The organism is Micromonospora alfalfae (assembly GCF_022230925.1).
Lineage (GTDB): Bacteria > Actinomycetota > Actinomycetes > Mycobacteriales > Micromonosporaceae > Micromonospora > Micromonospora alfalfae.
The window spans coordinates 98796-122558 of the sequence record NZ_JAKKFH010000045.1; the positions used below are offsets into that span (position 1 = coordinate 98796).

At 71.5% G+C, this 23763-nt stretch carries 20 protein-coding genes; 18 read left to right on the forward strand and 2 right to left on the reverse strand.

The window, feature by feature from the left end; translation table 11 throughout:
- Positions 1-56 precede the first annotated feature (56 nt).
- The 7 genes from infB (at position 57) to MED01_RS29515 (ending at position 7916) form a co-directional block, all read left to right on the forward strand.
- The gene (infB, locus tag MED01_RS29485; protein ID WP_238671750.1) at positions 57-3077 is read left to right on the forward strand and encodes a translation initiation factor IF-2; all 3021 of its coding nucleotides are present in this window, start codon (positions 57-59) and stop codon (positions 3075-3077) included.
- Between the two features lie 90 nt (positions 3078-3167).
- Positions 3168-3464, forward strand: coding sequence for a DUF503 domain-containing protein (locus MED01_RS29490; protein WP_238671751.1), 297 nt, complete (start codon positions 3168-3170; stop codon positions 3462-3464).
- Positions 3465-3590: 126 nt separating this feature from the next.
- Positions 3591-4091 carry a 30S ribosome-binding factor RbfA gene (gene rbfA / locus MED01_RS29495; RefSeq protein ID WP_238671752.1) on the forward strand — a complete coding sequence of 167 codons (501 nt, stop codon included), beginning with the start codon at positions 3591-3593 and terminating at the stop codon, positions 4089-4091.
- A complete protein-coding gene (locus tag MED01_RS29500; protein WP_238671753.1) occupies positions 4088-5146 on the forward strand; it encodes a DHH family phosphoesterase in 1059 nt (352 codons plus the stop codon). Before rbfA ends, MED01_RS29500 begins: the two co-directional genes overlap by 4 nt.
- A 105-nt stretch (positions 5147-5251) precedes the next feature.
- A complete protein-coding gene (locus tag MED01_RS29505) occupies positions 5252-5659 on the forward strand; it encodes a hypothetical protein (protein WP_210784728.1) in 408 nt (135 codons plus the stop codon).
- Complete coding sequence (locus MED01_RS29510; protein ID WP_238671966.1) at positions 5659-5868, forward strand: DUF6186 family protein; 210 nt, start codon at positions 5659-5661, stop codon at positions 5866-5868. The genes MED01_RS29505 and MED01_RS29510 overlap by 1 nt, the downstream gene beginning before the upstream one ends.
- Positions 5869-6593: 725 nt before the next feature.
- On the forward strand, positions 6594-7916 hold the full coding sequence (locus tag MED01_RS29515; protein ID WP_238671754.1) for an MATE family efflux transporter: 1323 nt from the start codon (positions 6594-6596) through the stop codon (positions 7914-7916).
- A 20-nt stretch (positions 7917-7936) separates the two neighbouring features.
- Here the strand turns inward: MED01_RS29515 and MED01_RS29520 are convergent, their stop codons facing one another.
- A complete protein-coding gene (locus tag MED01_RS29520) occupies positions 7937-9010 on the reverse strand; it encodes a hypothetical protein (RefSeq protein ID WP_238671755.1) in 1074 nt (357 codons plus the stop codon).
- A 54-nt stretch (positions 9011-9064) separates the two neighbouring features.
- Between MED01_RS29520 and truB the strand changes: the two genes are divergently transcribed.
- From truB to MED01_RS29555, 7 genes are all read left to right on the forward strand, one after another.
- On the forward strand, positions 9065-9949 hold the full coding sequence (truB, locus tag MED01_RS29525) for a tRNA pseudouridine(55) synthase TruB (RefSeq protein WP_091402049.1): 885 nt from the start codon (positions 9065-9067) through the stop codon (positions 9947-9949).
- Positions 9950-10025: 76 nt separating this feature from the next.
- Complete coding sequence (locus MED01_RS29530; protein WP_238671756.1) at positions 10026-10955, forward strand: bifunctional riboflavin kinase/FAD synthetase; 930 nt, start codon at positions 10026-10028, stop codon at positions 10953-10955.
- A 199-nt stretch (positions 10956-11154) separates the two neighbouring features.
- Positions 11155-11424 carry a 30S ribosomal protein S15 gene (gene rpsO, locus MED01_RS29535; RefSeq protein ID WP_030337594.1) on the forward strand — a complete coding sequence of 90 codons (270 nt, stop codon included), beginning with the start codon at positions 11155-11157 and terminating at the stop codon, positions 11422-11424.
- A 227-nt stretch (positions 11425-11651) separates the two neighbouring features.
- Complete coding sequence (locus MED01_RS29540) at positions 11652-14033, forward strand: polyribonucleotide nucleotidyltransferase (protein ID WP_238671757.1); 2382 nt, start codon at positions 11652-11654, stop codon at positions 14031-14033.
- Between the two features lie 47 nt (positions 14034-14080).
- Positions 14081-15478 (forward strand): M16 family metallopeptidase, encoded by a 1398-nt coding sequence (locus tag MED01_RS29545; RefSeq protein ID WP_238671758.1) that lies wholly within the window; start codon positions 14081-14083, stop codon positions 15476-15478.
- Positions 15479-15585: 107 nt separating this feature from the next.
- A complete protein-coding gene (dapB, locus tag MED01_RS29550; protein ID WP_238671759.1) occupies positions 15586-16353 on the forward strand; it encodes a 4-hydroxy-tetrahydrodipicolinate reductase in 768 nt (255 codons plus the stop codon).
- Positions 16354-16467: 114 nt separating this feature from the next.
- Positions 16468-16938 carry a GNAT family N-acetyltransferase gene (locus MED01_RS29555; protein WP_238671760.1) on the forward strand — a complete coding sequence of 157 codons (471 nt, stop codon included), beginning with the start codon at positions 16468-16470 and terminating at the stop codon, positions 16936-16938.
- Positions 16939-17125: 187 nt separating this feature from the next.
- On the opposite strand, the gene MED01_RS29560 is transcribed toward MED01_RS29555, so the two are convergent.
- Complete coding sequence (locus MED01_RS29560) at positions 17126-19237, reverse strand: amylo-alpha-1,6-glucosidase (protein ID WP_238671761.1); 2112 nt, start codon at positions 19235-19237, stop codon at positions 17126-17128.
- Positions 19238-19382: 145 nt separating this feature from the next.
- On the opposite strand from MED01_RS29560, the gene MED01_RS29565 reads away from it, so the two are divergent.
- The 4 genes from MED01_RS29565 (at position 19383) to MED01_RS29580 (ending at position 23730) form a co-directional block, all read left to right on the forward strand.
- On the forward strand, positions 19383-20372 hold the full coding sequence (locus tag MED01_RS29565; RefSeq protein WP_238671762.1) for a LacI family DNA-binding transcriptional regulator: 990 nt from the start codon (positions 19383-19385) through the stop codon (positions 20370-20372).
- A 24-nt stretch (positions 20373-20396) separates the two neighbouring features.
- Positions 20397-21647 carry a sugar ABC transporter substrate-binding protein gene (locus MED01_RS29570; protein WP_238671763.1) on the forward strand — a complete coding sequence of 417 codons (1251 nt, stop codon included), beginning with the start codon at positions 20397-20399 and terminating at the stop codon, positions 21645-21647.
- Between the two features lie 72 nt (positions 21648-21719).
- Positions 21720-22841, forward strand: a complete 1122-nt coding sequence (locus MED01_RS29575) for a carbohydrate ABC transporter permease (protein WP_238671764.1) — start codon at positions 21720-21722, stop codon at positions 22839-22841.
- A 1-nt stretch (position 22842) separates the two neighbouring features.
- Positions 22843-23730, forward strand: a complete 888-nt coding sequence (locus MED01_RS29580; protein ID WP_238671765.1) for a carbohydrate ABC transporter permease — start codon at positions 22843-22845, stop codon at positions 23728-23730.
- Positions 23731-23763: the final 33 nt, after the last annotated feature.

The window sequence follows — 23763 nt, forward strand, 5'->3', positions numbered from 1 at the left end:
TGCACGAGTGAGGTCGCTGCGGGTGCTGCCCGCACGACCTCGGAGTGAGGAGTGCAGTGGCAGGCAAGGCCCGCGTACACGAGCTTGCAAAAGAGCTCGGGGTCGAGAGTAAGACCGTTCTCGCCAAGCTGAAGGAAATGGGCGAGTTCGTGAAGTCCGCGTCCAGCACCGTCGAGGCGCCCGTCGCCCGGCGGCTGCGTAACGCATTCGTCGCGTCCGCCGGCGCCCCGGCTCCGGCCGCCCCGTCGGCGCCCGCGTCGACGCCGGCTTCAAACCCGACCCCGACGCCAACCCCGGCCCCGGGCGCGCCCCGGGTCTCGGCCAAGCCGATGCCGCCTCGGCGGCCGGCCGCGCCGGCACCCGGTCCGAAGCCCAAGGGTCCGGTTCCCGGTGCCCCGCAGACGGCGACCCCGGTCGCCAAGCCGGCGAGTGCCCACGACATCGAGGTGGCGGCCGCGGAGGCGCGTGCCGCCGCGCTGAAGGCTGAGCAGGAGGCCGCGGTCAAGGCCGCGCAGGCCGCCCGCCAGCAGCAGCGGGACAACCCCGTTCGCCGGGAGCCTCCGGCAGACGGCGGTAACCGGCCCGGTCCTCGGCCGGGTCCCGCGGCGATGCCGCCCCGTCCCGGTTCGCCGGCAGCTCGTCCGAGCACGCCGGCTCCCGGTCCGGGTGCCCGGCCGGGCGGTCGTCCGCCGGCGCGCGGTGCCGGTAACAACCCGTTCGGCATCCAGGGTGGCCAGCAGCAGCGGCCCCCGGCCGCCGGTGCGGGTGGCCCTCGGCCCAACACCCCGGCGGGCATGCCGCCGCGGCCGAGCCCGAACTCCATGCCGCCGCGGCCCAGCCCAGCGTCCATGCCGAGCCAGCGGCCGGCTGCCGGTCGCCCCGGTCCCGGTGGCGCTGGTCGTCCCGGCGGTGGCGGCGCAGGTCGTCCCGGTGGCGGTGGCGGTGGCTTCCGTGGTGGTCCCGGCGGCGGCGCCGGTGGCGGCGGCGGTTACCGCGGCGGCCCCGGTGGCGGCGCGGGTGCCGGCGGTGGCGGTGGCTACCGTGGCGGTCCCGGCGGCGGTGCGGGTGCTCCCGGTGGCGGTTTCCGTCCGGGTGGTCCGGCAGGTGGCGGCGGACGTCCGGGTGCCGGTGGTCGTGGCCGTGGCGGCGGTGCCGCGGGTGCCTTCGGGCGTCCGGGTGGCCGGCCGACGCGCGGTCGCAAGTCCAAGAAGCAGCGCAGACAGGAGTTCGACAACCTGTCGGCTCCGACCATGAGCTCGGGCGCTCCCCGGGGTCAGGGTCAGATCGTCCGGCTCTCCCGTGGCGCCTCGCTGTCGGACTTCGCCGACAAGATCAACGCCAACCCGGGTTCGCTGGTCCAGGAGATGTTCAACCTGGGCGAGATGGTGACCGCGACCCAGTCCTGTTCTGACGACACCCTGCACCTGCTGGGTGAGCACCTGGGCTTCGACATCCAGATCGTCAGCCCGGAGGACGAGGACCGCGAGCTGCTCGCGCAGTTCAACATCGACCTCGACGCGGAGGTGGCCGAGGAGCGTCTGGTCAGCCGTGCGCCGGTCGTGACCGTCATGGGTCACGTCGACCACGGTAAGACCAAGCTGCTCGACGCCATCCGTAAGGCGAACGTCGTGGCGGGCGAGGCGGGTGGCATCACCCAGCACATCGGCGCCTACCAGGTCCACGTCCCGCACGAGGGCGAGGACCGGGCGGTCACCTTCATCGACACCCCGGGTCACGAGGCGTTCACCGCCATGCGTGCTCGTGGTGCCCAGGTCACGGACATCGTGATCCTGGTCGTCGCGGCGGACGACGGTGTGATGCCGCAGACGATCGAGGCGTTGAACCACGCCAAGGCGGCCGACGTGCCGATCGTGGTCGCGGTCAACAAGGTCGACAAGCCGGACGCCAACCCGGACAAGGTCCGCCAGCAGCTGACCGAGTACGGCCTGGTCGCCGAGGAGTACGGCGGCGAGACCATGTTCGTCAACGTGGCGGCCAAGCCCGGCATCGGCATCGAGGAGCTTCTCGAGGCTGTCCTGCTGACCGCCGACGCGTCGCTGGAGCTGACCGCTCCGATCGACGGGCCGGCGCAGGGTGTGGCCATCGAGGCGCACCTGGACAAGGGCCGCGGTGCGGTGGCGACGGTGCTGGTGCAGAAGGGCACCCTGCGGGCGGGCGACTCGATCGTCGCCGGTGGGGCGCACGGCCGGGTTCGGGCCATGCTCGACGAGAACGGCAACCAGCTCTCCGAGGCTGGTCCGGCGCGTCCGGTCATGGTTCTGGGTCTGACCGCGCCGCCCGGTGCGGGTGACACGTTCCTCGCCGCGGCGGACGACCGCACGGTGCGGCAGATCGCCGAGCAGCGGCAGGCACGGCGGCGGGCGGCGTCCTTCGCCAACTCCCGCGGTCGGGCCACCCTCGAGACGCTCATGGAGCAGCTCAAGGAGGGCGAGAAGACCTCGCTCAACCTCATCCTCAAGGGCGATGTCTCCGGTTCGGTGGAGGCCCTGGAGGACGCGCTGTTCAACCTCGACATCCCCGAGGAGGTCCAGCTCAAGGTCCTCGACCGGGGCGTCGGCGCGATCACCGAGAGCAACGTCATGCTCGCGAGCGCCTCGTCCGAGCCGGTCACGATCATCGGCTTCAACGTGCGGGCCTCGAACAAGGTCCGTGAGATGGCCGACCGCGAGGGCGTGGAGATCCGGTACTACACCGTCATCTACCAGGCCATCGAGGAGATCGAGGCAGCGCTCAAGGGCCTGCTCAAGCCGGAGTACGAGGAGGCCGAGCTGGGCAGCGCGGAGATCCGCGATGTCTTCCGCTCATCCAAGATCGGCAACATCTCCGGTTGCATCGTCCGGTCGGGCATCATCCGACGCAACGCGAAGGCTCGACTGCTTCGGGACGGGGCGGTCGTGGCGGACAACCTCACGATCACCTCGCTCAAGCGGTTCAAGGACGACGCCACCGAGGTCCGCGAGGGCTTCGAGTGCGGTCTGACCCTGGGTGGTTACAACAACGTCCAGGTCGGCGACGTCATCGAGACCTTCGAGATGCGGGAGAAGGTTCGCGCCTGATCCGGCAGTGACACGCTGATCAAGGGGTTTACGCCGAGTGGCGTAAACCCCTTGATCATGCGGGGCGGGTTGGCGGTATCGTCCGGGGCGATGTTCACCGGAACCGCGGTCTTCGACCTGCTGCTGCCGGGCGACTCCAGGTCGCTCAAAGCCAAGAGATCATATGTACGGCCGATCGTGGCGGCGCTGCGCCGCTTCGAGGTGTCGGCCGCCGAGGTGGGTGCGCTCGACCTGCATGGTCGAGCGCAACTGGCGGTGGCCGTGGTGGCCGCCGAGACGGCGCACGTCCGCGAGGTGCTCGACTCCTGTGAGCGCCTGGTGGCCAATCGCCCCGAGGTCGAGTTGCTGTCGGTTCGACGCCGGCTCTACGGCGCGGACGACGACTGACCATGGTGCCGGCTGTGCCGGGCGACCGGAGCGGCCCCGAAGGTAATGTTCGAGATGTTGGCCGGTCGGCCGGCGGCCACCTGGCCGTCGGGTCGACCGGAAGCAGGACGCCGTGGAGGTGGCGAGATGTCTGATCCGGCCAAGGTACGCCGGCACGCGGAACGGGTGCGTGAGCTGGTCGCGTCGGTGGTGCGGAGCCAGATCAAGGACCCGCGGCTCGGGATGATCACCATCACCGATGCCCGGATCACCGCTGACCTGCGTGACGCGACGGTCTTCTACACAGTGCTCGGTGACTCGGTGGCCCAGGCGGACACCGCGGCGGCGCTGGAGAGCGCCAAGGGGCTGCTGCGCAGCACTGTCGGCAAGGCCCTCGGGCTGCGCCACTCGCCGACCCTCACGTTCGTCCTGGACGACGTGCAGGACCAGGTCAAGCACATCGACGACCTGCTCGCCGCCGCCCGCAACGCCGATGCCGAGGTGCAGCGGCTGGCCGCCCAGGCGAAGTACGCGGGCGAGGCCCAGCCGTACCGGGTGGACGACGAGGCCGATGAGGCGGACGAGACGGACGAGGCCGACGAGGCCACCGACGTCAAGGAGACCCCGCGGGGTGGGGAAACGCGGTGACCAGCACCGCCAGCACCGCTAGCGCCCCGTTGGCCGGGGCAGCCGGGGTCGGCCCCGCCGAGGCGCACTGGGCTGCGGCCGAGGCGTTGGTGCGGGCTCTCCCGCCGACCGCCCGGGTGCTGCTGATCTGCCACATCAATCCGGACGGCGACGCGCTGGGCAGCATGCTCGGCTTCGGTCTGGGCCTGCGGCAGTTCGGCGTACACGACGTGCAGGCGACCTTTCCCGGGCCGCCGGAGCTGCCGGAGCCGTTCCGAGGGCTTCCCGGGCTGGACCTGCTGGTCCCGGCGGACGCCGCCGACCCGGCACCCGATCTGGTGATCTGCTTCGACGCGGCGAGCGAGTCGCGTCTCGGCGAGTTGGCCGGGCGGTTGTCGTCGGCGGGTGCGGCGTTGGTGCTCGACCATCACGCCTCCAACCCCGGTTTCGGCACTGTGAACCTGGTCGACCCGGGTGCGGCGGCCACGTCGGTCGTGGCCGAGCAGCTGCTGGCCCGGCTCGGGGTTGTGGTGGATCCGGCCATCGCCGAGTGCCTCTACGTGGCGTTGACCACTGATACCGGCTCGTTCCGGTTCGAGGCGACCACTCCGGCGGTGCATCAGATGGCCGCCCGACTGCTGGCGACCGGCATCTCGCCGGGTGACATCTCCCGGCGGGTCTTCGACACCCGGCCCTTCGGCGCGGTCCGCCTCTTTGGTGAGGTGCTCGGCCGGGCTCGACTGGAGCCGGCCGCCGCCGGTGGTCGGGGCCTGGTCTGGACCTTCGCCACCCTCGATGACCTGGCCCGGCACGACCAGCGGCCGTACGTGCTGGAGGCCCTGATCGACTCCGTGCGCTGCACCGCCGAGGCGGATGTGAGCTGTGTGGTGAAGCAGACCAGGCCCGCCGAGTGGGCGGTGTCGATGCGCAGCAAGGGAGCGGTGGACGTCAGTCGGGTCGCTGTGGCACTGGGCGGTGGTGGGCACACGTTCGCGGCCGGGTTCACCGGTCGGGGCACCGCCGAGCAGGTGGTCGAGTCGATTCGCGGTCAGCTGGACGCGGCGCTGATCGGCTGAGCGCCGGCCTCGGACCGCCGGCGGTCCGTCGGTCCTGGAAGATCAGGGTCAGCTCCGGGGAGTGTTGGTCTTCCCGCGTTCCGTGATACCGGGAAGAATTGCGGGATGGAGCAGCCGCACGACCTCACCGTGGAGGCCCCCCGCGCCTGGGACCGGCCCGCCGTCTCCGTTCCCGTCCTCGTCTGCCTGTCGCTCGTCGGTGGCCGGTTCGCGTCCTTCTCCACCGAGGCGAATCTGTTCACCCTCGGGACGGGTGGGGTGCTGATCTGGCTCGGTCTGAGCAACCGGGTGCCGCGCCGGCCGGCGCCGCGCCGGTTGGGCGCGGGGGCGGCCTGGTGGGCGGTGCCGGTGGTGGTCTTCGGGGTCTTCGAGGGCGTGACCTTCGTGTTGGCTGCCGGCGATGACTTCCCCACCTTCTCCCGGTTGGCCGATCCTCTCCTGGAGGATCAACTGACTCGCTCGGCAGCCTGGTTCGCCTGGTTGGCCGCCTTCTGGGGGCTGGTGCGGCGATGATGCGCGCGCTTGCGATCGGCGGTTTCCTCACCGCGCTGATCCTTTTCGGGGTGGTCGAGTGGATGGCCCGGCGGGAGGGGTCGCGGATCCCCACCCTCGGCGAGGTCTGCGCCTATGTGATGCGCTACGAGGTCGGTCCGGTGCCGGTGGGCCGGATCGGTCTGTTCGGGTTCTGGTGGTGGCTGGGCTGGCATTTCCTGGCTCGCTGAACCGGGTCGCTGACCGTCCAAATGGCGGGAACCGTAAGCAGTATGTGGACCTGAACGATAACTTGGGAGAAGGCCGGTGCCGCCTGGCGGTGCAGGTCATGGGCGGTGGTGCCACACCCCGTGCCGCCTCCCTCCAGGGTCGGATCGACCCGGGCTCACGCTGCCCAGTCGGCTGCTCCGGTAACCCCGGACCGCCGTGGGGCGCTCAGCACGACCGCCCGTGAGGGCCGCCGCGTGTCGGCGGCTCACGCCCTGGGAAGGGGAGCGCCACCATGCCGAACAAGCCCAAGCCCGAGACCACCACCGACGACGCCCGTGAGCAGGCCCGCCGCGCGCTGCAGACGTCGATGGACACCCGTCAGTGATCCGATTTCTCCGAGGGTGATCCCTCAGATCCGTGTGGTCGGAGGATCCGGGCACCTCCTGGTTCGCCTTTGGAGCTGAATCGTCTGCGACATCACGACGTGATTCGTTTACGACATCAGCTCCACAGCGTCCGGCCGACGTCCCGACTGGGCAGCGTCCGACCGGCGTCCGGACTCCACAGCGTCCGACCGGCGTCCCGACTCCACAGCGTCCGGCCGACGCCCCGACTGCGCGCCGGCAGGTACCGCGCAAAGGGCTCGGGCGAGCCTGACGCGCCGCAGGCCGACGGGGCGCACCGGCCACGGTAAGCAGCCTGCTGGATTGCGATCCTTACCGCAGCCATGCCAGGATCGGCGGCGATGAACCACGCCACCACCGCTCACCGACCCGCCTCGCCTCGGCGGATCGCCGCGCTCGCCCTGCCGGCCCTCGTGGTGCTCGCCGCCGAGCCGCTCTACGTGCTTGTCGACACCGCAGTGGTCGGTCACCTCGGCCGGGTGCCGCTCGCCGCGCTCGCCGTCGGCGGCACTGTCATGACGCTCACCGCCTGGGTGGGCACCGTGGTCGCCTACGGCACCACCGGCCGCGCCGCCCGCCGCTTCGGCGCGGGTGACCGGGCCGCAGCGGTCGCCGAGGGCGTCCAGTCTTCCTGGTTGGCGTTCGGTGTCGGCCTGCTGATCGCGATCGGCATGCAGGTCGGCGGCGGCGCGCTCGCGCGTACCCTCGCCGGTGGTGGTGGCGAGGTCGCCGACGCCGCCGCCCAGTGGTTGCGGATCGCGGCCCTCGGCGCTCCCGGCCTGCTCCTCGCCGCCGCCGGCAACGGCTGGCTGCGCGGCGTGCAGGACACTCGCCGCCCCCTGTACTTCGTGCTCGGCCCCAACCTGCTCTCCGCGCTGCTCTGCCCGCTGCTGGTCTATCCCGGCGGGCTGGGCCTGGTCGGCTCGGCGGTGGCGAACGTCGTCGCGCAGACGCTCTGCGGGGTGCTCTTCGCCGCCGCCCTGGTCGGTGAGAAGGTGTCGCTGCGCCCCCAACCTCGCGTGATCCGCCAGCAACTGGTGCTCAGCCGGGACCTGCTGATCCGTGGGCTGGCGTTCCAGGCCAGCTTCCTGTCCGCGACAGCCGTCGCCGCCCGCTTCGGCGCCGCCGCCGTCGGTGCCCACCAGATCGCCCTGCAACTCTGGTTCTTCACCGCGCTGGTGCTCGACGCCCTCGCCATCGCCGCGCAGTCCCTGGTCGGTGCCGCGCTCGGCGCCGGCGACGACGCGGGTGCGCGGGCGCTCGCCCGTCGGATCGGGCTGCTCGGCGGCGTCTGCGGCGTGGGCTTCGCGCTGCTCGTCGCCGCCGGCGCGGGCGTGGTGCCGTCGTGGTTCAGTTCCGATGCGGGGGTACGCGAGCAGGCCATGGTGGCCTGGCCGTGGTTCGTCGTCATGCTGCCGCTGGCCGGGGTGGTGTTCGCCCTCGACGGCGTGCTGATCGGCGCCGGCGACGTGCGTTACCTGCGCAACCTCACCATCGTGGCGGCGCTCGGCGGCTTCCTGCCGGCCATCTGGCTGGCGTACGCGCTCAACCTCGGGCTGGGCGGCATCTGGGCCGGGCTCACCGTGTTCGTGGTGATCCGGCTGGTCGCCCTGCTGCTGCGACTGCGCAACGGCAGGTGGGCGGTGACCGGCGCGATCCGCTGACGGGTCGCCGGGCCCCCCGGTCAGCAGCGCGTGGTGGTCGGCGCGGGCGCGTCGATGTCGAAGATGGTGCCCGGGTCGCCCGCGGGTATCCGGTCCCCGTGCACATCGGCCACCCAGAACTGCTCCTGCACCCAGCCCTCACGGAGTTGGTCGCAGTCCGCGTTCCAGGTCACGGCCGCCGCCGAGGTGATCCAGAGGCCGCGGGCGGAGGCCGGCACGTCGTCCGGGTGCGGCACCTGCCACACCACCTGGTCGCGTAGCGCCACCACCGTCGCGCCGGCGGGCGCCCGCAGGTCCACGTCGAACGGGTACGCCCAGACGAACTCCGTGGAGACCTCCAGCAGTCGGATGCCGTTCTGCCTGGTGGCCCGGTAACTGACCCGGCCGTCGGCGCGGACGCCGAACTCCCACTCCGACGGCGACGCCATCCTCGTGGCGTACCGCAGGAAGCTGCCGTTGGTGAAGTCGCCCCGGAGCCGTTCGCGAGCATCAGGGGCGAGCAGCGCGAGGAACGGCGCCGGATCCCCGGAGAACATCGAGATGTCGACCCGACTCTCGATCAGTGCCTTGCGCACCGACTCCAGCGCCGCCCGCACCTGGGTCGCGGTGAACGGTCCGGTGCCCTTGGCCGCCGGCATCCGCACGGCCTCCTCGGCTGGTGCGAAGGAGGCCGCCGGCGACCCGGCGAACAGGTCCCGTGGTTCGCCGACCCTGCTCACCGGTGGCGTGCCGCTCGGTGTGGGGCTCGCCGAGGCGGACGTGCGGACACCATCGGCGACCCGACCGACCAACACCACCCCGCCGACGACCATCAGCAGTGCCAGCACCAGCCCGAGGCCGAGCAGCAGGGCCCCGTTGTGCCGGGCCGAGAAGAAACGGACCCGGTCCCATCCGGTGGGCTGGTGCTCGGTCTGCGACGACCGCAGCCACTCCGGTAGCTGCACCGGGTTGACCTGCGCTATCGCGGTGGGTGGCGGGTCGACGGGGTCCGTCGGTGTGGGCTCGCTCGACGACGTGTTGACCATGCTTCCCCCGTCAGTTTCGCCGCTGGTGACGCGCGCGAGCAGATAGTAGGTGCCGGAGGCTCGGGTCACGCAGGGCCTGCCCACGCACTGCGGAGCGGGTGTCATCTGGCAGGCTTGGCCGACGTGAGCACCGATGGTCTGATCGTGGTCGACAAGCCCGGCGGCATGACGTCGCACGACGTGGTGGCGCGCATCCGCCGACTGGCGAAGACCCGACGGGTCGGGCACGGCGGCACCCTCGACCCGATGGCGACCGGCGTGCTGGTGATCGGTGTCGGCCGGGCCACCCGGCTCCTGACCTACGTGATCGGCGCCGGCAAGAGCTACACCGGCACCATCCGGCTCGGCCAGACCACAGTCACCGACGACGCCGAGGGCGACGTGACCGCCACCGTGCCGGCCGGGCAGGTCACCGACGACGCGATCCGGTCCGCGCTGGCCGGGCTGAGCGGCGAGGTCGACCAGGTGCCGAGCGCGGTCAGCGCCATCAAGATCGACGGGCAGCGGGCGTACAAGCGGGTCCGCGACGGGGAGAGCGTCGAACTGCCGGCACGGCGGGTCACCATCTCCCGGTTGGAGGTGCTGGCGATCCGTCGCACCGAGCCGGACGTGGTCGACGTGGACGTGGACGTGACCTGCTCCTCCGGCACGTACATCAGGGCCATCGCCCGGGACGCCGGCCTGGCGCTCGGCGTCGGCGGGCACCTCACGGCGCTGCGGCGGACCGCCGTGGGTGGCTTCACCCTCGCCGAGGCGGCGACCCTCGACGAGCTGGAACAGCGCGCCCCGGACGTGGTGAACCTGCCACTGGACGCGGCGGCCGACCGGTTCTTCGCGCGCCGGGAGGCCACGCCGGACGAGGCCCGCGTGCTCGCCCACGGTGGGCCACTGGACCCGGCCGGCCTCACCGGGCCGTACGCCGTCTTCGGGCCGGCCGGCGGCCTGATCGCTATCGTCAGCGAGCGGGACGGACGGGCCCGCGCGGAGATCGTGCTCGCGCCGGCCTGACAGCGCAGCGCAGGTCCGCCGGCCCGCAGCCGGCGGTGTCGACCCGCCGGCCGGCGGGACAGCAGAGAGGAACGGCATGCAGCGGTGGCGGGGCTACGACGCGGCGCCCGGCGGGTGGGGACGCTCGGTGGTCACCATCGGCGTCTTCGACGGCGTGCACAAGGGGCACCAGGCGACGATCGGGCACGCCGTGGCCCGGGCCCGCGAGTTGGGCGTGCAGTCGGTGGTGGTCACCTTCGACCCGCACCCGGCCGAGGTGGTCCGCCCCGGTTCGCACCCGGCGGTGCTCACCGAACCGGCCCGTAAGGCCGAGCTGATCGAGGCGCTCGGCGTTGACGTGCTCTGCGTGGTGCCGTTCACCCCGGAGTTCTCCCGGGTGCCGCCCGAGCAGTTCGTGCACGACGTCCTGGTCGAGCACCTGCACGCCGCGTTGGTGGTGGTCGGCGGTAACTTCCGCTTCGGGCACCGGGCCGCCGGCGACGTGGCGTTGCTGGAACGGCTGGGTCAGACGTTCGGCTTCGGCGTGGAGGGCGCCCCGCTGGTCGCCGAGGCCGGCACCGTCTTCTCCTCCACGTACATCCGGTCCTGCGTCGACGCGGGCGACGTGGGCGCGGCCGCCGCCGCGCTGGGCCGCCCCCACCGGGTGGAGGGCGTGGTGGTCCGCGGCGACCAGCGGGGCCGGGAGCTGGGCTTCCCCACCGCCAACCTGCTCTGCCACCGGTACGCGGCGGTGCCCGCCGACGGCGTGTACGCGGCCCGGCTGATCCGCCGCGGTCAGCACGAGCCGCTGCTGGCGGCGGTCTCCGTGGGCACCAACCCGACCTTCTCCGGCCGGGAGCGGCGGGTGGAGGCGTACGCGCTGGACTTCTCCGGCGACCTGTACGGCGAGCGGCTGGCCCTGGACTTCGTGGCGCACCTGCGTGGTCAGATCCGGTACGACTCGATCGAGCCGTTGATCGCCCAGATGAACCAGGACGTCGAGCGCACCCGGCGCGTGCTGGCCTGATCGTGCCGGGGCGACGGGCCGCCACCGAGGCCCTTCGCCGGGTGTTACCGGCGAGTGCTGGTAGTCTTGCCGGGACGTCGGGTGACCGGCGTGGGGCCTCGCGTGCCTGCTCGACGCCGCGGGTGCGAGGTACCGGTCCGTTCCCGGTCCATCGGGACGACGGACACCCACTTGATCAACCCATCGAAACAGGGAGAACATGGCGCTCGATCAGGAAGCCAAGGCCAGCATCCGCGCGGAGTACGCGACCGCCGAGGGCGACACCGGTTCGCCGGAGGTCCAGGTAGCGGTCCTCACCAAGCGGATCGCCGAGCTGACCGAGCACCTGAAGGTGCACAAGCACGACCACCACAGCCGCCGTGGGCTGCTGCTGCTGGTCGGCCGGCGCCGTCGGTTGCTCAACTACGTCCAGAAGAAGGACATTGCCCGCTACCGGTCGCTCATCGAGCGGCTCGGTCTGCGCCGGTGACGTGACGGGGGAGTGGCCGGACGGCCGCTCCCCCGTACCGCGTCCCACCTGAAGAAACACGGGCCGCGCGACCACCCGAGAGGGAGCCGGTCAGCGTACCGGTCTCCGGTAGTGGCCCCCGGGAACCCCGGCATCATGCCGGCCACCCGGGCGCTTCGATCGAAGACCGGCCGGCTGAGCAGCTCCCCGATGTCGTGGGCCCACGACGCGAAGGAGCACCACAGCACATGACCGAGACCAAACTCGGCACCGAATCCCGCACCGCCGTGATCGACAACGGGGCCTTCGGCACCCGCGAGATCACCTTCTCCACCGGTCGGCTGGCTCGCCAGGCCGCCGGTTCCGTCATCGCCCAGCTGGGCGAGACGGTTGTTCTCTCCGCCACGACCGCCGGTAAGCACCCGAAGGAGCAGTTCGACTTCTTCCCGCTGACCGTCGACGTCGAGGAGCGGATGTACGCCGCGGGCCGCATCCCCGGCTCGTTCTTCCGCCGTGAGGGTCGGCCCAGCGAGGACGCGATCCTCACCTGCCGGCTGATCGACCGGCCGCTGCGCCCGTCCTTCGTCAAGGGCCTGCGCAACGAGGTCCAGGTCGTCGAGACCATCCTCGCGCTCGACCCGCAGCACCCGTACGACGTCGTGGCGATCAACGCCGCCTCGATGTCGACGAAGCTCTCCGGCCTGCCGTTCTCCGGCCCGATCGGTGCGACCCGCGTCGCCCACATCGACGGCCAGTGGGTCGCCTTCCCGACCCTGGAGGAGCTGGCTCGCGCCACCTTCGACATGGTCGTGGCCGGCCGCACGCTCGAGGACGGCGACGTCGCGATCATGATGGTCGAGGCCGAGGCCACCCCGAACGCCGTCGCCCTCATCTCGGCCGGTGCCACCGCCCCGACCGAGGAGGTCGTCGCCAGCGGCCTGGAGGCCGCCAAGCCGGCGATCCGTGAGCTGTGCCGCGCGCAGAGCGAGCTGGCCGAGGTCGCCGCCAAGCCGGTCACCGAGTTCCCGGTCTTCCTGGACTACCAGGACGACGTGTACGACGCCGTCTCCGAGCTGGCCCGCGCCGACGTGGCCGAGGCGATCACCATCGCCGGCAAGGCCGACCGCGAGGAGGCCCTGGACCGGGTCAAGGCCCGGGTCGCCGAGGAGCTGGGCGCTCGGTTCGAGGGTCGGGAGAAGGAGCTGAGCGCTGCCTTCCGGTCGCTGACCAAGTCCGAGGTGCGCAACCGCGTGCTGCGCGAGCAGGTCCGCATGGACGGGCGTGGCCCGCGCGACATCCGGGCGCTGACCGCCGAGGTCGGCGTGCTGCCCCGGGTGCACGGTTCGGCGCTGTTCGAGCGGGGCGAGACCCAGATCCTGGGCGTCACCACGCTGAACATGCTCCGCATGGAGCAGATGGTGGACACGCTGTCCCCCGAGAACCGCAAGCGCTACATGCACAACTACAACTTCCCGCCGTACTCGACCGGTGAGACCGGCCGGGTCGGCTCGCCGAAGCGTCGCGAGATCGGTCACGGCGCCCTCGCCGAGCGCGCGCTGATCCCGGTGCTGCCGTCGCGCGAGGAGTTCCCGTACGCCATCCGGCAGGTGTCGGAGGCGCTCGGCTCCAACGGCTCCACCTCGATGGGTTCGGTCTGCGCGTCGACGCTGGGCCTGCTCTCCGCGGGTGTTCCGCTGAAGGCGCCGGTCGCCGGCATCGCGATGGGGCTCATCTCCGACGAGGTGGACGGCAAGACCCAGTACGTGACGCTGACCGACATCCTCGGTGCCGAGGACGCGTTCGGCGACATGGACTTCAAGGTCGCCGGCACGCCGGAGTTCGTCACCGCGCTCCAGCTCGACACCAAGCTCAACGGCATCCCGTCGGACGTGCTGGCCGCCGCGTTGCAGCAGGCGAACGAGGCCCGGCAGGTCATCCTCGGGGTCATGAAGGCGGCGATCGAGGCTCCGGCCGAGATGTCCGACTACGCGCCGCGGGTCACCACCGTCAAGATCCCGGTGGACAAGATCGGCATGGTGATCGGCCCGAAGGGGCAGACCATCAACGCGATCCAGGACGAGACCGGCGCCGAGATCTCCATCGAGGACGACGGCACGATCTACGTCGGCGCCACCAACGGCCCGTCGGCGCAGGCGGCCGTCGACCGGATCAACGGCATCGCCAACCCGACGCTGCCGAAGCAGGGCGAGCGGTTCCTCGGCACCGTGGTCAAGACCGCCGCGTTCGGCGCGTTCATCTCGCTCCTGCCGGGCCGTGACGGCCTGCTGCACATCTCCAAGGTGGGCGACGGCAAGCGGGTCGAGCGCGTTGAGGACTTCCTCAACGTCGGTGACCGGGTCGAGGTCGAGATCGCTGACATCGACGCCCGCGGCAAGATCTACCTCGACAAGGTCCGCCCGGAGGGCACCGAGGCTCCGGCCGCCGGTGAGGCCGCCGCTGGTGACCGGCCGGCTGGCCGGGACCGGGGCGACCGTGCTCCGCGTGACCGCGGCGACCGTGAGCGTGGCGGCGACCGTGGCGGGCGTGGCCCGGAGCGCGGCGGCGAGGGCGGCAACGGCGAGGGTGGCGAGGGCGGCGAGCGTCCGCGCCGTCGGACCCGGCACAGCTGACAGTCGTACAACGCATCACCCACCCCTCGTCGAACCGGGAGCAAGTCGTGAGTCGGGCCATCAGCGCGCCGTTTCCACCGGATCGACGGGGGGTGGCCCCGTCTCGGGACACCGGGGCGGGCCGCTCCGGCGGCACCGCCCGCGCGGTGACCCGGACGCTCAGCGACGACCCGCTGGGCGGCACGGTACGACGTACCGTGCTGCCCAGCGGCCTGCGCGTCCTCACCGAGGCGATTCCGGCGATGCGCAGCGTCTCGTTCGGCATCTGGGTGGCGGTCGGCTCGCGTGACGAGACTGGCCCGCAGGCCGGTGCCGCGCACTTCCTCGAACACCTGCTCTTCAAGGGCACGCACAAGCGCACCGCCCTGGAGATCTCCTCGCAGATCGAGGCGGTGGGTGGCGAGACCAACGCCTTCACCACGAAGGAATACACCTGCTACTACGCCCGCGTGCTGGACGAGGACCTGCCGCTGGCAATCGACGTCATGTGCGACCTGGTCGCGGACTCGCTGTTGGAGCCGGCCGACGTCGAGACCGAGCGTGGCGTGATCCTGGAGGAGATCGCCATGCACGACGACGAGCCGGGTGACGAGGTGCACGACCTCTTCGTCCAGGCCGTCTACGGCGATCACCCGCTGGGCCGGCTGATCTCCGGCACCGCCGAGACCGTCACCCCGATGACCCGGCGGCAGATCCAGACCTTCTACCGGGGTCGCTACACCGCGCCGCAGATCGTCATCGCCGCCGCCGGCAACCTCGACCACGCCGCGGTGGTCAAGCTGGTCCGTCAGGCAGTGCGCGGCACCCCGCTGGACAGCGACCCGGCCAGTCCGGCGCCGCACCGCGCGGCGACCCCTGCGGTACGCACCAAGCCGGCGACCACTCTGGTGGAGCCGAAGGAGACCGAGCAGGCACACGTCATCCTCGGTTGCCCCGGCATCGACCGGCTCGACGATCGACGGTTCGCCCTCGGGGTGCTCAACAACGTGCTCGGCGGCGGCATGTCCAGCCGCCTGTTCCAGGAGATCCGCGAGCAGCGTGGCCTCGCCTACTCGGTCTACTCCTACGCCAGCCAGTACGCCGACACCGGCCTCTTCGCCGTCTACGCCGGCTGCGCGCCGGGCAAGGTGGACGAGGTGCTGGCCCTGACCCGCGCCGAGCTGGCCCGGGTGGCCGCCGACGGGTTGACCGAGGCCGAGGTGGCCCGGGGCAAGGGGATGAGCAAGGGCTCGTTCGTGCTCGGCCTGGAGGACACCGGTTCCCGAATGAGCCGGCTGGCAAAGGGTGAGCTGCTCTACGGCGACCTGATGCCGGTCGACGAACTGCTCCGCCGGGTCGACGAGGTCACAGTGGAGGACGTGAACGTCCTCGCCGCGGAACTGCTCAGCCGGCCGATGTCGCTGGCCGTCGTGGGCCCGTTCGGCGCTGGCGACTTCGCGGTCTGAGGTCTGCCGCCCGGCCCGGTCGAGGCACCCCGGTCGGGCGTCCCGGCAGGTGGAGCACAGCGGATCCGGCCGGAAGGACCCGTCCCGATTGGGATAGGTTGTGCCCCGTGACTGACGAGCAGGGAAAGACCCCGGCCCAGCAGCTGCGGGTCGGCGTGTTTGGTGCGCGCGGCCGGATGGGCATCGAGGTCTGCAAGGCGGTCGACGCCGCCGACGATCTCGCCCTGACCGCGGCGGTCGACCAGGGCGACAGCCGCTCCTCCGTCTCCAGCGCCGAGGTGGTCGTCGACTTCACCACGCCGGACGTCGTCATGGACAACCTCCAGTGGTGCATCGGGCAGGGCATCAGCGCGGTGGTCGGCACCACCGGCTTCACCGAGCAGCGGCTGGAACAGGTGCGCGGCTGGCTGGCCGACAAGCCCGAGGTGGGCGTGGTGATCGCCCCGAACTTCGGAATCGGCGCGGTGCTGATGATGCAGTTCGCCGCGCGCGCCGCCCGACACTTCGAGTCCGTCGAGATCATCGAGCAGCACCACCCGCGCAAGCTTGACGCCCCGAGTGGCACCGCCACCCACACCGCCAGGCAGATCGCCCAGGCCCGCGCCGAGGCTGGCCTCGGCCCGGTCCCGGACGCCACCAAGGACGAGGTGCCGGGTGCGCGCGGCGCCGAGATCGACGGGGTACGCGTGCACGCGGTGCGCGCCACCGGCCTGGTCGCCCATCAGGAGGTGCTGTTCGGCGGCACCGGCGAGACGCTGACCATCCGGCACGATTCGTACGACCGGGTGTCGTTCATGCCTGGTGTGCTGCTGGCCGTCCGCGCGGTGCGCAACCGTCCCGGCCTCACCGTCGGCCTGGACGCCCTGCTCGACTGACCGGTCCGGGTCCGCTCCTCCACATCGCGGCACCGTAGATCTTGGACAGTTTCCGTTCCGAGCTGACGGAAAGTGTCCAAGATCTACGAGCGCGGGCCGGGTAGCATCCGGCGAATGATCAATGGGGGATACCTGGATCGGGCCGGGCGGCGAGTGACGCTGCGGCCGGTCGACGACGACAACTGGCGGGCGGTGGCCGACGTCGCCCCGCGCGACGACCAGCGCCGGTTCGTGGCCGCGCTGGGCGCGCGCTATCTGCTTCTGAGCACTCGCTCCGAGGTGTGGAACTCGCTCGCGGTGTACGCCGACGAGACCGTCGTCGGGCACGTCATGTGGGGCGTGGACGACGACGGTTCGCACTGGATCGGCGGGATGCTGATCGACGCCGCAGAGCAGGGCCAGGGCGTCGGCCGGGCCACTGTGCAGACGCTGGCCCCCTGGCTGGCGGCCCGAGCCGGCAACCCCCCGGTCCGCCTGTCGTACCACCCCGACAACACCCCAGCCGCCGCCCTCTACACCTCCCTGGGCTTCCACCCCACCGGCGCCGTGGACGACGACGAGCTGATCGCAGAACGAACCCCCTGACCCCCGCGATCTTGCACTTCCTGTCCCAACATAAAGGGCATACCCCCCCATACCGGCAACCGAAACCGCAAGATCGCGGGGTTCACCGGGCCTGGCCCACGTCGATCATGGAGTTGTGGGTGCTGACGCCCACCACAACTCCATGATCGACCGGCGGGGGTGGGGTGGGGTGGGGTGGGGGGAGTGGTTAGGGGAGGCGGGTTGGGGTTTTGGGGTGGCGTTGGGTGGGGAGGGTCGGGGTTGCGGTCAGTGGGGTGGGGAGGCCGGTGACTGTGGCTTCGCCAGTGCGGTCGACAGTGACGTGCACCGGGGCGTTGGCCACGCGGAGGCCGTCGACCGCCACGGCGCCGAGCTCTGCTCCCGCCAGGGGTGCCAGTCGCACCGTGCCGCCCGGTACGTCCGGGTAGAGCCCAGCGGCGGCCTGGAGCAGCAGCACCGCGCCCGTCGCGGCCCACGCCTGCGGTCGACACGACGCCGGGTACGGCACCGGGCGGCTCACCTGCGCCCGGTCGTCGCCGCCGTACAGCTCCGGCATCCGGTAGTCGAACGCCTCGGCCGCGCTGAGCAGCCCCTCGGCCAGACCGAGCGCGGCCTCGCGGTGCCCGGCCCGGGCCAGCCCGCCGAGCACGATGGCGGTGTCGTGGGTCCAGATCGAGCCACAGTGGTACGACAACGGGCTGAATCCGGCGTCGTCGCTGGACATGGTGCGTAGCCCGAACCCGGCGGACATCGTTTCGGTGGTGAGCAGGCGCGCTACCTGGGCCTCCTCGTCCCGGTCGAGCAGGCCGGTGCCGAGCAGATGGCCGATGTTGCTGGTCAGCGAGTCGACCGGGCGTTTGTCGCGGTCGAGGGCCAGCGCGGGTTGCGGGCCGTGGCGACCGTCGACCCAGAAGCTCTTGCGGAACCGGCCGACCAGCGCGGCGGCGTGCTCGCGCCAGCGGTCGGCGCCCGGGCGGCCAAAGGCGTCCAGCAGGGCGGCGCCGTTCACCGCGGCCTCGTGCGCGTACCCCTGCACCTCGGCCAGCACGATCGGCGCGGTGGCCAGGGACCCGTCGTGGAAGCGGACGGCGTCGCCGGAGTCCTTCCAGCCCTGGTTGGACAGGCCGTGTCCGGTGGTGTCGATGTACTCGACCAGTCCGTCGCCGTCCGGGTCGGCGTGCTCGCCGAGCCAGTGCAGCGCCGCCTCCAGGTGCGGCAGCAGGGGCTCGATCTGCTCGGCGGGCATTCCCCAACGCCACGCGTCGTGCAGGAGGTTCACCCAGAGCATTGTGGCGTCGACGGTGCCGTAGTACGCCGGTGGAAGGCGCAGGCCGTTGTCGGGCAGGGCGAACGCGTGGCGGCGCAGCTCGTGCAGGATCTTGCCGGGGGCCTCGCCGGTCGCCGGGTCGACGCGGGTGCCCTGCCGACGGGCGAGCACGCGCAGGGTGCCGGCGGCCAGGTCGGTGCCGAGCGGCAGCATCATCCTTGCGGCCCAGAGGCTGTCCCGGCCGAACAGGGTGAGGAACCAGGGCACCCCGGCGCCGAGGAACACGTCACCTGGTGCGCCGGTCTCGGCCAGTCGCAGGCCGCGCAGGTCGTCCAGGCTGCGGTCGAGCAGTCGGGTCAGCCGTCGGTCGTCGGCGCTCACCTCGGGGCGGGACCACTCGGGCTCGCCGGTCGGGCCGACGACGACGGCGCGCGGGTCGTCGACGCTCAACTGCCAGCGCAGCACGGTCTCGCCGCCGGGCGGCAGGTCGACCGGCCAGGCCAGCCGGGGCGTGGTGGCCCGCTCGCCGTCGGCGCGCACGTCGGCGCCCGGCGCGGTGACGGTGACGGTGATCCCGGTGCCCGACCAGGTGAGCGTGCCGGGCCGAGCGGTCGTTGCCGGCAGCGCGTCGGTGGCCCCACCGGACTTGACGACCTCGATGGGTGCCAGGTCGCAGCCGAGGTCGACGGTGACGGTGGCCCGTACGCCGACAGTGGCGGTGGAGACGATCCGCAGTTCCTCGGTGAGGCCGTTGCGGGTGGCCCGCCGGAGCCGGTCGACGCGGACGGTGGGGTCGGGCGTGGGGTCACCGAGCCAGCGGGCCAGGCTCACGAAGTGTGCGCCGTGCGGGCCGTCGTCGCCGCGGGCCAGCCCTTCGAGCTCCCGCTCGTCGATCCGCAGCTCGGCGCGGGAGAGCACCCGGGCGTCGGCGTGGAAGACGCCCTGGACGCCGGTCGGGCGGATCTGCCCGGTCGCGTCCCCCAGCGCGCTGGTCGGGGCGAGGACCACCCCGACCAGCTCGTGCAGGAGGGGTTGCAGCTGGCGTTCGATCACGGTGTGGCTCCAGATCCTCGGGGTGCGGGGCGGCCATCTTGACAACGCGCCCCTGGCGGTGCAAAGTGCGAAACATTCCAGAAACTTGAACGATCCAATCCTGCCTTATCCAAATTGGATCGTTCAAGACGGCGAGAGGGATTAAGTGGCCGAAAAGGTGACCATCGCGACGGTGGCCCGGCACGCCCGAGTCAGCCGGCAGACGGTGTCCAACGTGCTCAACGCCCCGCACATCGTGCGGCAGGAGACCCGTCAGCGGGTCGAGGACGCGATCAACGCGCTCGGCTACCGGGCCAACCAGGCCGCCCGACAGATGCGCACCGGCCGGTCCCGCCTCATCGCCGCCCGGATCGACCCGACCCGCGACGGCATCAACGGCTCCGTGCTCGACCGCTTCCTGCACGGCCTCACCGAGACCGCCGACGCCGCCGGCTACCGGGTCCTGCTCTACACCGCCACCGACGACGACCGGGAGATCGCCACCTACGGCGACCTGCTCGGCACCTACGAGTTGGACGCGTTCGTGCTGGTGGGCACGAAGTACGGCGACCCGCGTACCGAATGGCTCGCCGACCGGGACGTGCCGTTCGTGACCTTCGGTCGCCCATGGGACGCGCTCGACGCGCACCCCTGGGTGGACGTGGACGGCGCTGCCGGCACCGCCCAGGCCACCCGACGTCTGCTCGACGCCGGCCACCGGCGGATCGCCTTCATCGGCTGGCCGGAAGGCTCCGGCGTCGGCGACGACCGGCGGGCCGGCTGGCGCGACGCCCTGCGTGCCGCCGGCGTCGACCCGACCGGGCTGCACCGGGAGACCGAGGACGGCATCGCCGAGGGCGAACGTCTGATGCGTGACCTGCTCCTCGCGGTGGCGCCGAGCGCCGTGGTCTGCGCCAGCGACTCGCTCGCCCTCGGCGCTCTCCAGGCGATCCGCGGCATCGACCCGCCGGTGGCGGTGATCGGCTTCGACGACACACCGGTGGCCGCCGCGGTCGGGCTGACCAGCGTCAGCCAACCGCTCGGCGACGCCGCCGCCCGCTGCGTGGACCTGCTCACCGGGGTCCTCGACGGCGACCACGAGACCCCCACCCCCGTGCTGCTCCAGCCCTCGCTGGCACTGCGGCACACCGCGTAGTCCCACCCCCCACCAGGAGAAACCATGGCACCCCGAACAATCACCCGGGCAGCGGTGGCCGGCCTCGCCGCCGTCGCCCTCCTCGGCTCCGCCGCCTGCGGCAGCGGCTTCGACGACTCCTCCGGCGACACCGCCCAGTCCAGCGGCCCGGCCAGCCTGCAGATCCTGATCGGCTCGTCCGGCGAGGCCGAGACCAAGGCCGTGCAGGACGCCGCCGCGAAATGGGCCGGCAGCTCCGGCAACACCGCGACGGTCACCCCGGCGCAGGACCTCACCCAGCAACTCGGTCAGGCGCTCGCCGGCGGCACCCCGCCGGACGTCTTCTACGTGGACGCGGCCCAGTTCGCCAACTACGCCAGCGTCGGCGCCCTGGAGCCGTACGGCGACAAGGTCAGCAACTCGGGCGACTTCTACGAGAGCCTGCGCACCGCCTTCACGTACGACGGCAAGCTCTACTGCGCGCCCAAGGACTTCTCGACACTGGCCCTGCAGATCAACACCGACCTGTGGACCAGGGCCGGGCTGACCGACGCCGACGTGCCGACGACCTGGGAGCAGCTCACCGCCGTCGCCCAGAAGATCAAGGCCAAGGGCCAGGTCCCGTTGGCGCTCGGTGACACCCGGGACCGGATCGGCGCCTTCATGGTGCAGAACGGCGGCTGGCTGGTCAGCAAGGACGGCAAGCAGCCCACAGCGGACACCCCGGAGAACCTCGCCGCCCTCCAGTACGTCAAGACCATGCTCAGCACCGGACTGGCCAAGTACCCGAAGCAGCTCGACGCCGGCTGGTCCGGTGAGGCGTTCGGCAAGGGCAAGGCCGTGATGACCATCGAGGGCAACTGGATCAAGGGTGCTCTGCAGAACGACTTCCCGAACGTGAAGTACAAGGTCGTGGCGCTGCCGGCCGGCCCCAAGGGGCAGGGCACCCTCTCCTTCACCCAGTGCTGGGGCATCGCCGCGAAGAGCAGGTACAAGGACCAGGCGATCAAGTTCGTCGAGGCGATGACCAGCGGTGAGCAGCAGATGACCTTCGCAAAGGCGTTCGGTGTGATGCCGTCCCGCCAGTCGGCCCGCGACCAGTACACCGCCGCCTTCCCGGCGGACAAGGTGTTCATCGACGGCGCCGCGTACGCCCAGGGCCCGGTGAACGCCCCGAAGATGGACAGCGTTCTCAAGGACCTCGACACCGGTCTGCAGGGGTTGGCCAACGGCGACCCGAAGACCGTGCTGCAGAGCTTCGACAAGAACGCCAAGGCGGCGCTCGGCGGCAGCTGAGGTGACGGCGGGGGCCCCGGCGAGCACCGGGGCCCCCGCCGCACGTCGGCCCGAGAGAGGAAGGGAGGGAAGATGGCAACCGAGACACTGACCGCCGAGGCGACCGCGGGCGGGGGCGGCCCGCGCCGACGCAGGGGCGGCATCCGGAGCAACGAGAACCTCGCCGGCTGGCTCTTCGTCGCGCCAGTGATCGTCATCCTGGGGTTGTTCCTGCTGCTGCCGATCCTGATGGCGCTCTGGGTCAGCCTGACCGACTGGAACGGCCAGGGCAGCCCCTTCACCGGCGACGTCCCGTTCGTTGGCGGGCACAACTACACCCAGTTGTTCACCGAGGACGGGCTGGCCCGCCGCGACTTCATGACCAGCATCCGCAACAACATCTACTACGTGGCGATAGTGGTGCCGGCGCAGACGGTGCTCGCGCTCGGGCTGGCGTTGGTAGTCAACAACCGGATGCTCAAAGGCAAGAGCTTCTTCCGCAGCGCCTTCTACTTCCCCTCGGTGACCAGCTCGGTCGCGATCAGCGTGGTGTTCCTGTTCCTCTTCGCCAACTCCGGCGCGGTGAACTCGCTGCTCGGCTTCGTCGGGATCGACGGCCCGGAGTGGTTCGCCGACTCCCGGGGGGTGCTGCACCTGTTGTTCGGCGCGGTCGGCGTCGACTCGCCACCGGCGGCACTGGCCGACGGCGGCCCGTTCGGGTTGACCTGGTGGGACTGGTTGGCCGGCCCGAGCGTGGCGATGATCTCGATCATCACGTTGGTTGTCTGGACCACCTCCGGCACCTTCATGCTGATGTTCCTGGCCGGGTTGCAGAACGTGCCGGTAACCCTGGACGAGGCGAGCACCCTCGACGGCGCGTCCCGATGGCAGCGCTTCCGGTACGTCACCCTGCCGATGATCAGGCCCACCATGTTCCTGGTGCTCACCCTCGGCATGATCGGCTCCTGGCAGGTCTTCGACCAGGTGTACGTGATGAGCCAGGGCGACCCGGCCAAGACCACGCTCACCCCGGCGTACCTGTCGTACCGGACCGCCTTCCGGGACTTCGACTACGGCTCCGGCGCGGCCATCTCGTTCGTGCTGTTCCTGATCATCATCGTGCTCACACTGATCCAGCGCCGGGCGCTGGCCGAGCGGAACACCGACCGGCCGCGCCGCGGCTGGCGGCGTCGGCGCGTACCGGAAGGGTCCTGAGATGGCAGTGCTCACCGACCACCCGGCGGCGACGCCCGCCCGGCGTCACCAGCGCACGGCCCGCACCCTGGCCACCCGCTTCCTGGGGTACGCCACCCTGGTCTTCTTCGGGCTGGTGTTCCTCTACCCGTTCGTCATCCAGATCGGCAACGCGCTCAAGACCGAGCCCGACGCCGCGGCGAACCCGCTCTCACCGTTCCCGGACCCGCTCACGCTGGCCGGCTTCGAACGGATCTTCGCCGGCACCAACTTCCCGCTGTGGCTGGGCAACTCGCTGCTGGTGACGGTGCTGGTCACCATCGGCCGGGTCTTCTTCGACTCGCTCGCCGGGTACGCGCTGGCCCGGCTGCGGTTCCGCGGCCGGGGCGGACTCTTCGCCGCCGTCATCGCGGTGATGGCGGTCCCCGGGGTGGTGCTGCTGATCCCGAAGTTCCTGGTGCTCAACCAACTCGGGCTCTACAACAGCTACGCCGGTCTGGTGGTGCCGCTGCTGGCCGACGCGGCGGGCGTGTTCATCATGAAACAGTTCTTCGAATCGATTCCGGTGAGTGTCGAGGAGGCTGCCCGGATCGACGGGGCGAGCATCTTCCGTACCTTCTGGTCGGTGGTGCTGCCGATGGCGAAACCGGCGCTGATCACCCTCACCATCCTGTCGTTCCAGGGCTCCTGGAACGAGTTCCCGCACAGCCTGGTGTCGGTGCAGGACCCGGACCTGTTCACCCTGCCGCGCGGGTTGGCCGACCTGGTCAGCGGCTCGCTCGGCAAGGGCACCCAGTACCCGCTCAAGCTCGGCGCCGCGCTGCTGGCCACCATCCCGGTGGCGATCATCTTCGTGGTGTTCCAGCGGTACTTCGTCCGCGACGCCAACGACGGCTCCGACAAGGGCTGACCCGGTCGGTGCGGCGGCCCCGACCTCGGGACC

Coding starts and splice junctions, on each gene's coding strand:
- MED01_RS29490 (WP_238671751.1), top strand. CDS start 3,168: ATGTTCACCGGAACCGCGGTCTTCGACCTGCTGCTGCCGGGCGACTCC.
- rbfA (WP_238671752.1), top strand. CDS start 3,591: ATGTCTGATCCGGCCAAGGTACGCCGGCACGCGGAACGGGTGCGTGAG.
- MED01_RS29505 (WP_210784728.1), top strand. CDS start 5,252: ATGGAGCAGCCGCACGACCTCACCGTGGAGGCCCCCCGCGCCTGGGAC.
- MED01_RS29510 (WP_238671966.1), top strand. CDS start 5,659: ATGCGCGCGCTTGCGATCGGCGGTTTCCTCACCGCGCTGATCCTTTTC.
- MED01_RS29515 (WP_238671754.1), top strand. CDS start 6,594: ATGAACCACGCCACCACCGCTCACCGACCCGCCTCGCCTCGGCGGATC.
- MED01_RS29530 (WP_238671756.1), top strand. CDS start 10,026: ATGCAGCGGTGGCGGGGCTACGACGCGGCGCCCGGCGGGTGGGGACGC.
- rpsO (WP_030337594.1), top strand. CDS start 11,155: ATGGCGCTCGATCAGGAAGCCAAGGCCAGCATCCGCGCGGAGTACGCG.
- MED01_RS29540 (WP_238671757.1), top strand. CDS start 11,652: ATGACCGAGACCAAACTCGGCACCGAATCCCGCACCGCCGTGATCGAC.
- MED01_RS29555 (WP_238671760.1), top strand. CDS start 16,468: ATGATCAATGGGGGATACCTGGATCGGGCCGGGCGGCGAGTGACGCTG.
- MED01_RS29570 (WP_238671763.1), top strand. CDS start 20,397: ATGGCACCCCGAACAATCACCCGGGCAGCGGTGGCCGGCCTCGCCGCC.
- MED01_RS29575 (WP_238671764.1), top strand. CDS start 21,720: ATGGCAACCGAGACACTGACCGCCGAGGCGACCGCGGGCGGGGGCGGC.
- MED01_RS29580 (WP_238671765.1), top strand. CDS start 22,843: ATGGCAGTGCTCACCGACCACCCGGCGGCGACGCCCGCCCGGCGTCAC.